At 69.4% G+C, this 12,877-nt stretch carries 11 protein-coding genes; 10 read left to right on the forward strand and 1 reads right to left on the reverse strand.

The window, feature by feature from the left end:
- The 10 genes from F6X51_RS25050 to F6X51_RS25095 all read left to right on the forward strand — a co-directional run bounded on the left by F6X51_RS25050 (window position 1) and on the right by F6X51_RS25095 (window position 11,959).
- Window positions 1–1,197: a glycosyltransferase gene (locus F6X51_RS25050; RefSeq protein ID WP_150966591.1), complete on the forward strand. Its 1,197-nt coding sequence runs from the start codon at window positions 1–3 to the stop codon at window positions 1,195–1,197.
- Between the two features lie 31 nt (window positions 1,198–1,228).
- A complete protein-coding gene (locus tag F6X51_RS25055; RefSeq protein ID WP_191970262.1) occupies window positions 1,229–2,527 on the forward strand; it encodes a polysaccharide pyruvyl transferase family protein in 1,299 nt (432 codons plus the stop codon).
- A gap of 11 nt (window positions 2,528–2,538) precedes the next feature.
- On the forward strand, window positions 2,539–4,008 hold the full coding sequence (locus F6X51_RS25060) for a hypothetical protein (protein WP_150966593.1): 1,470 nt from the start codon (window positions 2,539–2,541) through the stop codon (window positions 4,006–4,008).
- A 145-nt stretch (window positions 4,009–4,153) separates the two neighbouring features.
- Window positions 4,154–5,062 (forward strand): glycosyltransferase family 2 protein, encoded by a 909-nt coding sequence (locus tag F6X51_RS25065; RefSeq protein ID WP_246696997.1) that lies wholly within the window; start codon window positions 4,154–4,156, stop codon window positions 5,060–5,062.
- Window positions 5,059–6,429, forward strand: a complete 1,371-nt coding sequence (locus F6X51_RS25070) for a glycosyltransferase family 4 protein (RefSeq protein WP_150966595.1) — start codon at window positions 5,059–5,061, stop codon at window positions 6,427–6,429. Before F6X51_RS25065 ends, F6X51_RS25070 begins: the two co-directional genes overlap by 4 nt.
- Window positions 6,430–6,562: 133 nt before the next feature.
- Window positions 6,563–7,687, forward strand: a complete 1,125-nt coding sequence (locus F6X51_RS25075) for a glycosyltransferase (RefSeq protein WP_150966596.1) — start codon at window positions 6,563–6,565, stop codon at window positions 7,685–7,687.
- Between the two features lie 127 nt (window positions 7,688–7,814).
- Complete coding sequence (locus tag F6X51_RS25080; RefSeq protein ID WP_210250342.1) at window positions 7,815–8,630, forward strand: sugar phosphate nucleotidyltransferase; 816 nt, start codon at window positions 7,815–7,817, stop codon at window positions 8,628–8,630.
- The gene (locus tag F6X51_RS25085) at window positions 8,614–9,558 is read left to right on the forward strand and encodes an NAD-dependent epimerase/dehydratase family protein (RefSeq protein WP_191970263.1); all 945 of its coding nucleotides are present in this window, start codon (window positions 8,614–8,616) and stop codon (window positions 9,556–9,558) included. The genes F6X51_RS25080 and F6X51_RS25085 overlap by 17 nt, the downstream gene beginning before the upstream one ends.
- Entirely contained in the window at window positions 9,555–10,670 is a 1,116-nt protein-coding gene (gene rfbG, locus F6X51_RS25090; protein ID WP_150966598.1) for a CDP-glucose 4,6-dehydratase, read from the forward strand. The genes F6X51_RS25085 and rfbG overlap by 4 nt, the downstream gene beginning before the upstream one ends.
- A 176-nt stretch (window positions 10,671–10,846) precedes the next feature.
- Window positions 10,847–11,959, forward strand: coding sequence for an acyltransferase family protein (locus F6X51_RS25095; RefSeq protein ID WP_150966599.1), 1,113 nt, complete (start codon window positions 10,847–10,849; stop codon window positions 11,957–11,959).
- Between the two features lie 203 nt (window positions 11,960–12,162).
- Here the strand turns inward: F6X51_RS25095 and F6X51_RS25100 are convergent, their stop codons facing one another.
- Entirely contained in the window at window positions 12,163–12,486 is a 324-nt protein-coding gene (locus F6X51_RS25100; protein WP_150966600.1) for a hypothetical protein, read from the reverse strand.
- Window positions 12,487–12,877 lie beyond the last annotated feature (391 nt).

The raw sequence follows: 12,877 nt of genomic DNA on the forward strand, positions 1-12,877 counted from the left end.
ATGCGGGTTGCGATCATCCACTACTGGCTCGTCGGCATGCGCGGAGGCGAGAAGGTGGTCGAGGCGCTGTGCCGCCTCTACCCGGACGCCGACATCTTCACCCATGTCTACGTGCCCGACGCCGTCTCCGCGACGATCCGCCGGCACCGCGTCACGGCGACCTTCATCGACCGGCTGCCCCGGGCGGCCTCCTGGTACAAGCGCTATCTGCCGCTGATGCCGATGGCGCTCGAGCAACTCGACCTGCGGGACTACGACCTCGTGATCAGCAGCGAGTCGGGCCCCGCCAAGGGCGTGATCCCGGCGCCCGGCGCGGCTCACATCTGCTACTGCCACTCGCCGATGCGCTATCTCTGGAACATGTCCCACGACTACCGGGACAAGGCGGGGCCGGTGACGCGGGCCCTGATGCCGGTCCTGTCGCATTACCTGCGCATGTGGGACGTCAGCACGGCCGCACGGGTCGACGACTTCGTGGCGAACTCGCACACGGTCGCCGATCGGATCCAGAGCTACTATCACCGGGACGCCACCGTCATCGCGCCCCCGGTCGACACGGAAGCCTTCGCGCCTGTCGCCGGCAACGAGCTGTCGGATCATCACCTCATGGTCGGCGAGCTCGTGGCCTACAAGCGGCCGGATCTCGCGGTCGAAGCCTTCAACCGCTCCGGCCGCCGGCTCGTGGTGATCGGCGGCGGCGAGATGCTCGGCCGCCTGCGCGCCATGGCGGCCCCGAACGTCTCGGTGCTCGGGCCCCAGCCCTTCGGGGTGCTCAAGCACCACTACGCCCGCTGCCGCGGACTGATCTTCCCCGGCGAGGAGGATTTCGGGATCGTCCCGGTGGAGGCGATGGCGAGTGGCCGGCCGGTCATCGCCTATGCGCGCGGGGGCGCCACCGAGACGGTCGTGCCGGGCCTGTCCGGAATCCTGTTCGAGACGCAGTCGGTCGAGGCCCTCGCGGAGGCGGTGGCCGAGGCGGAGCGGACGCCGTTCGAGACCGCGCGCCTCGTCGCCCATGCCCGCCGCTTCGGTCTCGACCGCTTCGCGCAGGCGATGGGCGAGCACGTTGCGGGACTGGTCGGCGCCCATGCGGGCCGGCGCATCGCGGCGCTCGGCCGCCTCCCGCTCCGCGAGGGCGCCGCGCGGCGCCCGCACCCCGCCGGCTTCGCGCCGGTGCCCCGCCACGCGGCGGAATAGATCTCACGGGGCCGGTCACGGAGAGGCAGGCATGCGGGTCGCGATCTTCAACGTGAAGTACAGCCCGAACCTCGGCGACGGCATCATCGCCGAGTGCCTGGAGGCGTCCCTTGCCGGCCAGCCCGGGATCGCGGTCCGCTCCATCGACCTCGCGGGGCGCGAGCGCTACGGCGACGGCCTCGGCGCCGGCCGCGCCCGCATCCTCGATGGGCTGCACCGCCTGCCCCGCCCCGCCCGGCACCTCCTCGTGCGCGCACTCCTCGGCGGCCTGCTGCGGCTGCGGCTGCGGCCGCGCTGGCGCCGGGTCCTGGCGGGCTGCGATGTCGCGATCGTCGGCGGCGGCCAACTCATCGCCGATGCGGACCTGAACTTCCCCCTGAAGCTCGCCGCCGCGGCGGCCGAGATGCGCCGGCGGAACCTGCCCCTGGCGGTCTTCGCGGTCGGCGTCGCCGGAGGATGGTCGGGGGCCGGCCGCCGGCTTCTGCGGCGGCTCTTCTCCGGCGACGTCGTCCATATCGCGGTGCGCGACGCGGCCTCGCAGGCCTGCCTGCGCGCGCTCCTCGAGCCTGACCCGCCGGCCGGGCTCGCCCCGGCGCTGGCCCGCGGGCCGGACCTGTGCCGCGATCCGGGCCTGCTGACCGCCGAGGTCCACCCTCGGCCCCCCCGGACGCGGCCGGCACGGCCCCGCATCGGCCTCGGCATCACCCACCCGGCCGTCCTGCGCAACCACGCGGACGCGCCGGACAGCCTGCACGCGTTCGACGCGGACGCCTATGCGGCGATGATCCGCGCCCTCCGCGGGGCCGGCTACGACGTCACCTGCTTCACCAACGGCGCCGCCGAGGACGAGGCCTGCCTCGAGGCCGTGCGCCTGCACCTCGCGAGCCTGGCCGGAACCGCCGGGGAGACGGCCGGCATCCACTTCGCCGACCGGCCCCGGGCCCCGGCCGACCTCGCGCGCGGGATCGCGGGTTTCGATGCCGTCGTGGCGCACCGGCTCCACGCGCATATCGTGGCCTACGCCTACGGGATCCCGTCGGTCGGCCTGCCCTGGGACGGCAAGCTTCCGGCCTTCCTCGCCTCGGTCGGTCGCGAGGCGTTCATGGTCGCGACGCGGGCGGACCCGGCCGAGGCGGTCGCCGGGCTCGTGTCCGAGGCCCTGTGGACCGGCATCGACGTCACGGTGCGCGCCGAGGCGATCGCGCAGACGAAGCAGGGGATCCTGCGGATGCTGGAATCCCTGCGGGCGGAGGACGCCCGCCGGCGCTGTGCCGCGCCGCGCCGGCGCCCGGCCGTGCCGGCCCGCTTCCGCGCCGCCTCGGCCGGCTGAGCGGGGCACCGATGAGCATCGACGCGATCGGGTTCATCACGCTGGCCGCCGGCCTCCTGACGCTGCTGCTCGGGCCGGAATTCGGCCTGCGCGCCCTCGTCCTCTCGACCCTGCTCGGGGCGGCCTCCGCTCTGACCATCGGCGACCCCACCAAGGGCTCGAGCGTGCAGCCGGCCTACATGCTCCTCTGCTTCTGCCTGCTGACGCTGCTCCAGCGCGACCGTTCACGGACGCAGCTCCTCAACGCCTTCGCGTTCGGTCAGCCGGGCTTCTGGCTCGCCGCCACCGTGATCTACGGTGCCTTCAGCGCCTTCCTCCTGCCCCGGCTGTTCGAGGGTCAGGCCTACGTCTACGCGGTGGTGCGCACGGAGAGCGGCCTCGGCCTCACCCTGCGTCCGCTGACGCCGGTCTCCGGCAACCTGACGCAGTCGATCTACCTGTTCGGAGACCTCGCGGCCCTCGCCATCGGGGCGGTCTGCGCCACGACCGAGGCCCGGCTGCGCATCCTCGTGAACGCCCTCCTGGCCTGCGCCGCCGCCAACCTCCTCCTCGGCGTCGTGGATGTCGCGGCCTTCCGGATCGGGCTCGGCGATATCCTGAGCCCGATCCGCAACGCCAATTACCGCATGCTGCAGGACGGCGAGATCGTCGGCTTCAAGCGCATCGTCGGCTCGTTCCCGGAGGCATCCGCCTACGCCTACATGACGCTCGGGCTCTTCGTGTTCAGTCTGCGGCTCTGGCTCGCCGGGGTGCGTTCGCGCCTAACGGGGCCCCTGGCCCTGGCATCCGCCGCAGCCCTCGTGCTGACCACGTCGAGCTCGGGATATGTCGGCTTCATCGTCGGCTCCGGCCTCGCCTATGCCCATTGCCTGCTCCGTGCCGCGAGCGGGCGCGGCTCGCGGAGCGTCGTGACGTTCCTGATCCTGCTGCCCGCCTTCGGCATCGTCGGGCTCATGGGGGTCGCCCTCAGCGAGAGGGCTCAGCAGGCTCTGCTGCAGCTCGGCGAGGCGACGGTCCTCAACAAGATGTCGACCCAGTCCGGCATGGAGCGCGCCCTGTGGAACGCGCAGGCGATCGAGGTCTTCTTCGCGACGTCCGGCCTCGGCGCCGGCGTCGGCAGCGTGCGCGCCTCGAGCTTCCTGATCGCCCTGATCTCCAATCTCGGCGTCATCGGAACGGCCTTCTACGCACTGTTCCTGCTCAGCATCCTGCACCGAGGCGGCCTGCCGAGACAGGAGGCCTACCGCAGCGCCGTCCAGGCGGCCGCGCGGGCGGCCTGCATCGCGCTCATCGCCTCGGCGAGCGTCGCGGGCGCGGGCGTCGATCTCGGGCTCTGCTTCTGCCTGCTGGCGGGGCTCGGATCGTCGCGGCTCGCAGCCGGCCGCCACAGCGTCCGGGCGCGCCGACCCCAGCCGGAGGCCGACCGGTCCCCGCGCCTTCAGCCCGTTGCCTCCGGAGGACCCGTCCCTTGCCCCACCTGACCCGCCCTTCCGGGCGCCCCCACGCTCACGCCGCGGCCGCCCGAGAGGCCGATCGCCCGGGCTCGTGCGCTCGCCGGCCCCTCTCCGCGTCGAGGCATGGATGATGCGCGCCTCACGTCCCGCGATCGAACGGAGGGCGACGGCCGTGTCGACACCGCGCCTGCGCATCGCGCTCGCCGTCGCGACGGCGGGTCGCCCCGCCTGCGTCCTCGCGCTGATGGAGCGGATCGCGCGCCAGGTGCGGTCCCCGGATACCGTCATCGTCTGCGGCAGCGCCGAGACGGACGTGGCCGGGATCGCGGAGCGCTTCCCGGAGGTCCGGGTCATCACGAGCCGGCGCGGCCTCGCCTGCCAGCGCAACGCGATCCTGGCCGAGCTCACGACCGACGACGTCGCGGTCTTCCTCGACGACGATTTCATCCCGGGTCCCGGCTACATCGCCGCCGTGGAGGCGGTGCTGCGCGACCGGCCGGACGTGGTGATGACCACCGGCCACGTTCTGCGCGACGGCATTCGCGGCCCGGGCTTCGACGTCGCCTTCGCGGATGCGGTGCTGGCCGCGGACACGGGCGAGGACCGGGACGCGATCGAGGAGGCCTACTCGGGCTACGGCTGCAACATGGCGGTCCGCCTCGCCCCCGTGCGCCGCCACGGGCTCGCCTTCGACGAGACGCTCCCGCTCTACGCCTGGCTCGAGGACGTCGATTTCAGCCGGCAGATCGCCCGACACGGCCCCATCCTGAAGGTCGCGGCGAGCCGCGGGGTGCATCTCGGCATCAAGTCGGGCCGGCAATCGGGGGTGAAGCTCGGCTATTCCCAGATCGCCAATCCGATCCATCTCGTGCGCAAGGGCACCTGCTCCCACCGCAAGGCCCTCTTCCTCATGAGCCGCAACATCGCGGCCAACCTCTCGCGCTGCGCGCGGCCGGAGCCCTCTGTGGACCGGCTCGGGCGCTGCCTCGGCAACCTCCGCGCCGCCCTCGACCTGATCACGGGCCGGCTGGACCCCACGCGCATCCTCGCCTTCGACGGTTCGGAGGGCGCGCACCGATGAGCGCCCCCTCCCGGAGCCCGGCACCGGACCGGATCGGCCGCCTCGTCGTCATCAACGACGTCTCGGTGATGCGGGGCGGCGCGACGGGCCTCGCCCTCGCCTCGGCCCGCCTGATCCGGGCGCGCGGCGTGCCGGTCACCTTCGTGACGGGCGACGCGGCCGAGGCCCTGACGCCCGCCGATGCCGATCTCGCGTTCGAGGCCCTCCGGGGACGCCACATCCTCGAGGGCCCGCGGGCGGGCGCGGCCATGCGCGGCCTCTACAACGCCGAGGCGGCCGCCAAGCTCGCCCGCTACATCGCGGAGGCCGACACGCCCGAGACGGTCTACCACCTGCACGGCTGGTCGAAGATCCTCTCTCCCTCGGTGTTCCGGGCCCTCGCGCCCGTCGCCCCGCGTCTCGTCGTCGCCGCTCATGATTTCTTCCTCGTCTGCCCCAATGGCGGCCTCTTCGATTTCCGCCGGGAGACCGCGTGCGACCTGCCCCCGATGGGCCTCGGCTGCCTCACCCGCAACTGCGATCGCCGCAATGCCGGCCACAAGCTCTGGCGCGTGCTGCGCCAGGGCGTGCGCCGCGCCCTCGTCGATTTCGGTGCGACCGAGGCGCTGGTCCTCGCGGTGCACGAGGGCATGATCCCCCATCTCGTCCGGGGCGGCGTCGGCCGCGAGCGCCTGCGGGCGCTGCGCAATCCGGTGCTGCCCTGGCGCGCGCAGCGCGTCGCCGCCGAGGCGAACCGTCCCTTCGTCTTCGTCGGCCGCCTCGAGGCGGACAAGGGCGTGGAGCTTCTCGCCCGCGCCGCGAAGCGGGCGGGCGTGCCCCTTCGCATCATCGGCGGCGGGCCGCTGGCCGGTCAGCTCGCGGCCGAGCATCCCGAGGCCGAGATGTGCGGCTGGCTCGACCGCGCCGAGATCGGCGCGCGCGTCGCCGACGCCCGCTGCCTCGTGATGCCGAGCCGCTACCGCGAGGCCTTCGGCATCGTTGCCCTCGAGGCGCTGATGAGCGGCATCCCGGTGGTCGTGCCCGACCACGCCATGCTGGCCCCCGAGATCGCGGCGGGCGGCTTCGGCGCCGTCTGCGACCCGCACGACGAGGCGGCGCTCGCCGGCCTCCTGCGCGGTCTCGCGGCGGATGACGCGGCGATCGCCGGCATGAGCCGGCGCGGCCACGCGGAGGCCCGACGCCTCGCCCCGACGCCCGAGGCCTGGGTCGACGCCCTCCTGGAACTTTACGCGGAGCGCCTGCCCGCCCTGCGCAGGCCGGTCTCGCCCGCCGAAATGCGGCCCCGGCGCGATGCCCTGCAGGGGAGCAGCACGCGGGTGGCTGGTGCGGCATCCGCGGCCGCCGAGCACACCATCCGGAGCGCATGATCATGGATCCGGGGACCCGAGGATCGCCTGAATCCATCCAAGCCGGGGGCGCCCTGCCCGGGACCCGGCGTGACGGGGCGCCTCGCCGGCGCGAGGCGGCGACCCCCATCCGTCCGGGACAGGGAGTGGAGCGATGAAGATCGTGCTGGCGAGCGGGACGCCCTATCTCCCGCAGGTCCGCGGCGGCGTCGAGGTCAACACGCACGAGATCGCCACCGAATTGATCGCGCGCGGCCACGCGGTCAGCGTTCTCACCCGGCTCTCCTATCGGGATACGTTCGGCCTCCGCGCGCGGCTGACGCAAGGGCTCCGATCACCGGGCTCCTCGGACACGGCGCTGGGCTACCCGGTGTTCCGGGCCCGCCAGCCGAGCGCGATGGTCCCGCAACTGGATCGTCCAGATGTCGTCGTCATCCAGAACGGCAATCCCTGGCCGATCTCGACGGCCTTCGCCGAGCGCGGCGTCCCCACCCTGATCTATCTCCACGGCCTCGGCTTCGATGGATGGCCGCGCCAGGCCGGCGCGACCGGGAGCGATCGCATCCCGGCTGCCGGCTACCTGTCGATCTCCGACTTCGTCAAGCGGCGTTTCGAGGACCGGCACGGGATTGCGACGCAGGTGATCCCGCCGATCCACCGGCCGGAGCGCTACGCCGGCGCCCCACGGGATCCGCGCACCGTCACGCTGATCAATCCCGTGGCGGTGAAAGGGGTCGACCTCGCTCTGGAGGTCGCAGCCCGCTGCCCGGAGATTCCGTTCTGCTTCGTCAAGGGCTGGCCCCTCGGCCTGCGCGGCACGCGGCGCCTCAAGGCACGCATGGCGCGTCTGCCCAACGTGACGTTCCGCGAGAACGTCGACATGCGGTCGGTCTACGGCTGGACCCGCCTGCTCCTCGTGCCGAGCCAATGGGAGGCGGAGACCTGGGGACGCGTCGCCACCGAGGCTCACTACAACGGCATCCCGGTCGTCTCCAGCGATCGCGGCGGATTGCCGGAATCGGTCGGACCCGGCGGCTGCATCCTTCCGGTCGACGCCGCACCGGAGGCGTGGGCCGCGGTGATCCGGACGCTCTGGACCGATGCGGACGCCTACCGGCGGAAATCCGAGGCCGCACGCGCCTATGCCCTGCGCGCGGCCATCGACGTCGATGCCCAGATCGCACGCTTCGAGGCGATCCTCAGCCAGGTGGCGCGCTGCCCGCCGCGGCTGGCCCACGAATCCGAAAGCCGCCCCGTCGACGATCTGGCGATCGCCTGAGAGGTGGCATCCTGGGTATATTAATTGCATTGCGTTTTTATAAATTTATGTACAACATGAGTTCTGGATCGAAGACGATCGTCCCGCGCCCTCGAATTCGACCGGGCTTTTCCAAGGAGCGGTAAGCATGAGGCTTCATGACATCCCCGTCCTGATACTGTGCGGCGGCGAGGGCACCCGCATTCGCGAGGAAACGGCTTCGCGCCCAAAGCCGCTGATCGAGATCGGACCGGACCCGATCCTGCTGCACATCATGAAATTATACGCCTCTTACGGGTTCCGCCGCTTCGTACTCTGCCTCGGATATCGAGGACTGATGATCAAGGAGTATTTCATCGATCGAGAACTGAGGGTCCGGGACGTCAAGCTCAATACGAGCACGGGCGAGCGCGCTTATCTCGGAACAAACAGCGAGATGGATTGGGAAATCGTCTTCGCCGAGACGGGCGCCAAGACCCAGACCGGAGCCCGCATCAAGAAGTGCGCCGGCTATATCGACACGCCGACCTTCATGGTCACCTACGGAGACGGCCTGGCCAACATCGATCTCCGGCAACTCCTCTCCTATCATCTCTCCCACGGACGCATCGGGACCGTGACGGGCGTGGGCGTGAGCTCTCAGTTCGGCGAGCTCAAGATTTCGGGGGACGCCGTCACCGGCTTCGCCGAGAAGCCGGTCAATCGCTCGCTGATCAACGGCGGCTTCTTCGTCTTCCAGCGGGAATTCCTCGATTACCTGACCCTCGACAGCGACTGCATTCTCGAACGCGAGCCGCTGGAGCGCCTCGCGGGCGACGGCGAGCTGAGAGTCAATCGCCACGAGGGCTTCTGGCGCTGCATGGATACGTTCAAGGACTATCAGCAGCTCAACGAGTTGTTCGCTGCCGGCGCGCTGCCGTGGGCGAGTGGCTTCGAGGAACTCGCCCGTGACACCGCGGCCTAACCGCGTCCTCGTGACGGGTGCGGCCGGGTTCCTGGGAACATGGCTCTGCCACCGGCTCGTGGAGGAGGGGGCGTGCGTCGCGGGACTGGTGCGGCGCCCGCCCGATGCCGAGAGCCTGTTCGCGCGCCTGGGCCTGCTGGAACGGGTCGAGTTGTGGCCCGGCGCGGACTCCCTGTGCGACCGCCTCAAGGCATTCGAGCCGGGCATCGTCGTCAATCTGGCCGGTTCCTCCCAGGCCGGGGCCGCGCGCACCGAACCGGCCCGTGCATTCCATCAGAACACGGGCTTCCTATGGGGCCTGCTCGACGACGTCCGTCGCGCGGAGCGGCGCATCGCCGTCATCCATGCCTCGACGGAGGCCGTGTACGGCGCGCGCGAGGGCGGGCGCTTGCTGCGCGAGTCCGATCGGACCGCAGCGCTCGCGCCCTACGCCGCCTCGAAGGCCGCCGCCGAGATCGTGCTGCGGTCCTTCGGCGAAACCTACGGTATCCCGACCGTCATCGTGCGGTTCGGCAACATCTACGGGCCCGGAGATCCGAACAGCGCGCGTCTGATCCCCGACCTGATGCAGGCGTTCGAAGCCGATCGCTCGCCGCGACTGCGCGATGGCCAGTCGGTGCGCAGCTACCTCTACGTGGACGATGCCGTCGACGCCATCCTGCTCCTCGCATCGCATATGGGAGACGAGGATGTGCGCGGTGAAGTGTTCAATGTCGCGGGCGACCAGCCCTACACGACCCTGAGCGTCGCGACCTTGGTGAGGGACGCAGTCGGACGATCCGACATCCAGATCATCGTCGGCGAGTCACCGGACAGCAGCGTTCAGTTCGCCTCGACGGACAAGATCAAGCAGACGCTCGGCTGGGCACCGCGCATCAGTCTTGCCGATGGACTTCGGCAGATCGCACGCGAGGAGGTGAGACGGTGACTTCGATCCGCGCATTCGATGCCTACCGGGGACGTCGCGTCCTCGTGACGGGGCATACCGGCTTCAAGGGCGCCTGGCTCAGCCTTTGGCTGGCCGAGTTGGGCGCCACCGTCATCGGCGTGAGCGATGCCGTGCCGACCGATCCGAGCCTGTTCTCGGTGGCGGGGGTCGGCGCGCGGGTCCGCGACCACCGGGCGGATATCCGCGACGGCGCCGCGATCCGGGATCTCGTCCTCCGGGAACAACCCGAGATCATCTTTCACCTCGCGGCCCAGCCCCTCGTGCGCAGGGCGCTCGCTGATCCCTACGAGACGGTGACGACCAACGTCATCGGGACCCTGACTGTCCTCGAGGCCGCCCGCGCGGTCCCGGGGGTCGATGGCGTCGTGGTGATCACCAGCGACAAGGTCTATCGCGACCGGCCGATCGGCCCTCCCTACACCGAGGCGGACGCCCTCGGTGGCCACGAACCCTATGGGGCGAGCAAGGCCGCGGCCGAGATCATTGCCGAGGTCTACACCCATGCGAGCTTCCACCGGGGCGCGGGCTCGGCCAACATGCCGAGGGTCGTCACGGCACGCGCCGGCAACGTCATCGGCGGCGGCGACTGGGCGGCGAACCGCCTCGTGCCGGACGTCGTGCGCGCTGTCCTCGCGGGAGAGGACGTGACCCTGCGCTACCCGCGCGCGGTCCGGCCCTGGCAGCATGTCCTCGAACCGCTCGGTGGCTATCTCACGCTCGGGCTCGGCCTGCTCGGCGGCACGCCCCTGCCCTCCTGCGTCAATTTCGGGCCCGCCGACCACAGAGCCTTGCCGGTTGTCGACCTCGTGTCGCTGTTCCTCTCGGCTTGGGGTCCGTGCGAGACCCGTGTCCTCGTCGAGGAGGATCGGACCGGCGTCGAGGCCGCACTGCTGCAGGTCAACTCCTGCCTCGCCCAGACCGCGCTTGGCTGGCAGGCCCTGTGGGACGCGCCGCGTGCCGTTGCGGAAAGCGCGCGCTGGTACAGGTCCTGGGCCGCCGGCGACGACATGGCTCAGGTCACGCGATCGCAGATTTCGCGATACACGCAGGCGTCGGCCGAGCGAAACATGTTGGCGCATACCGCAGCATGAGACGATCTTTATGAGATCCGTAAATCGATCTAGTAGAAATTTAATATCAGCTTCATTTTCCACATGCAGCCGTCAACACGCATACTGATATCGATTGATTCTTGTGCAAAATCAAGTGGATCAAGATCCATTACACATTCTTAGATATTTTAATCAGTAAAATCTGAGGATGTACAATGCGTAAGATCGTCAACCTGCACATCCTGCGTGCCCTCGCAACCATCGTCGTCGCCTCGGCACACGCGATCACCCGTACCAATCAATGGTCTGAGCTTCCCGCAATCATTTACGTCATGGCCGATGTGATGGGTGCTATGGCGGTTGACACCTTCTTCGTGATCAGCGGCTTCATCATGATCTTCACGTCCTCCGACCTGTTCGGTGGGAGGACGGGGGTGGCCGAGTTCGCCCGCAGGCGCCTGATCCGGATCGTCCCGCTCTACTGGCTCGCGACCGCCACCGAGATCGCCCTGAGGGCGCGCCACCACAACGCCCCCGGCCTATCCGAGGTGTTCCACACGCTGTTCTTCGTCCCGCAGGTGACGCATCCCGGCGAACCGCTGCGGCCGGTCGTGGGCGTCGGCTGGACCCTCAACTACGAGGCGCTCTTCTACGTGATGTTCGGGCTCGCCCTGTTCCTGCCGCGCCGGATCGGCGTCCCGGCGCTGCTGGCGGCGATTGCCGCCCTGGTCGCTGCGGGCGGATTCGTGAAGCCTCTGACCGACACGAGCGCGCCGACGACGGTGGTGACCTTCCTCACCGATCGCATCATGCTGATGTTCGCGCTCGGCATCGTGGCCGGCCTCGTCTACGAGCGGGCCGGCGAGGACCGACGCGGCTTCATCCGCCACCCGTTCCGCCTCGCGTTCGCGCTCTGCGGCGGCAGCATCGCCGTGCTGTTTGCGGCCGGTGCCGGCACTCACCCGCCGCTGGGCTGGGAACTCCTCCTGCGCGCCGCCGTGCTGCTGGTCGCGATGGTCTGCCTGTTCGGCGCGCCGAGCCCATCAGGGGCGCCCACGCGCATTCTCTCGCACCTCGCGGACGCCTCCTACAGCATCTACCTCTTCCACTTCATCATCATCGTGGGTTTGGAGAAGGTCTGGCTGGCTGTATTCGGGGCGCACGGGCCGGTTGCCTGCGTCCTCACGCTCGCAGCGGCCGCCCATGCGGGCGGCCTGCTGATCCACCTCACCATCGAGAGGCCGACGACGCGTCTCCTCCAGAGCCTCACACGGTCGCAACCCACGCGCGACACGGCCCCCGCGGGCGTGCGCCGGGTTGGGCTCTGATCTCAGGGCAGGCGATCGTGTTCTCAGGGATCGGTGACAAGGCTGCCTTGCGCGATTGGGGCGGCGTCCGGCTGCGCCGCGATCCCCATGCCCAGAGGGGATGTCGGTCGGCGACGTTGACCGGGCGATGGGTCACGGGCTGCTCGTGCAGCCCGGCTCTCCTGGGCGCAACGCCCGGTGGCGCTGCCCGGCTGAGTCACCCGTCAGCGCCGAACGGATGAATCGTGATCCATTGATTCCGCGATCTCACGGCCGAGTCCCTTCAGGATGGAGGGGGACACGACATAACTATGATCACTGGATGCCAGCTCCAGCCATAGATTCGCCTTCTCGTCCTCTACTCTGCCCTTGATCAATTTGTGGACAATGTACTCAAGTTCCCTCACGCGCGTTTCGAGCAGAACCATTTTGTACTCCATCTGAAGTTCTTCGTCCTGATCGAACAGCTTGTTATCGATCATGTGCATCGCGAGAACCCCTGCTTTGCCGAATCGAGCCCCTATTTTTTGATTTTTATCAAGCATCATTAGAATATTTATTGCGCTGCTTTCCTCGCCGCGGCTCGGAGGCGACAGATGTTTTCAAAAATAATTTCAGCGGTGGTAGGTATGTTTATGAGGTCTGATCCTAAGATCATCTATCACAATACACCAACCATTTCGCACTGCAGCAAATTCAATGCCTGATCACTTTCTGGGGCCGCGGACGTACGGTTGCGTACTCCGGGGTGCCTCGGGAATCCGACGCGATGAGATCCTGACGAACCAGATCATCCGCGACCGCGACAGGTTGCGGGATGGGCGCCGGCGCCCACCGCGGGATCGCATCGGACATCCGTGTGATGGTCGATTGTGATTAGGCGTGGAATAAGGACCCCGTTTTCGGGGTGATCGGCGTCCAAACGGGCCCCCCAGGACA

The sequence above is a fragment of the Methylobacterium planeticum genome (assembly GCF_008806345.1).
GTDB lineage: Bacteria > Pseudomonadota > Alphaproteobacteria > Rhizobiales > Beijerinckiaceae > Methylobacterium > Methylobacterium planeticum.

Excerpts from the sequence above, each read along its gene's own strand:
- F6X51_RS25050 (WP_150966591.1), top strand. The coding sequence starts at position 1 with ATGCGGGTTGCGATCATCCACTACTGGCTCGTCGGCATGCGCGGAGGC.
- F6X51_RS25055 (WP_191970262.1), top strand. The coding sequence starts at position 1,229 with ATGCGGGTCGCGATCTTCAACGTGAAGTACAGCCCGAACCTCGGCGAC.
- F6X51_RS25060 (WP_150966593.1), top strand. The coding sequence starts at position 2,539 with ATGAGCATCGACGCGATCGGGTTCATCACGCTGGCCGCCGGCCTCCTG.
- F6X51_RS25080 (WP_210250342.1), top strand. The coding sequence starts at position 7,815 with ATGAGGCTTCATGACATCCCCGTCCTGATACTGTGCGGCGGCGAGGGC.
- F6X51_RS25075 (WP_150966596.1), top strand. The coding sequence starts at position 6,563 with ATGAAGATCGTGCTGGCGAGCGGGACGCCCTATCTCCCGCAGGTCCGC.
- F6X51_RS25100 (WP_150966600.1), bottom strand. The coding sequence starts at position 12,486 with ATGATGCTTGATAAAAATCAAAAAATAGGGGCTCGATTCGGCAAAGCA.
- F6X51_RS25095 (WP_150966599.1), top strand. The coding sequence starts at position 10,847 with ATGCGTAAGATCGTCAACCTGCACATCCTGCGTGCCCTCGCAACCATC.
- F6X51_RS25070 (WP_150966595.1), top strand. The coding sequence starts at position 5,059 with ATGAGCGCCCCCTCCCGGAGCCCGGCACCGGACCGGATCGGCCGCCTC.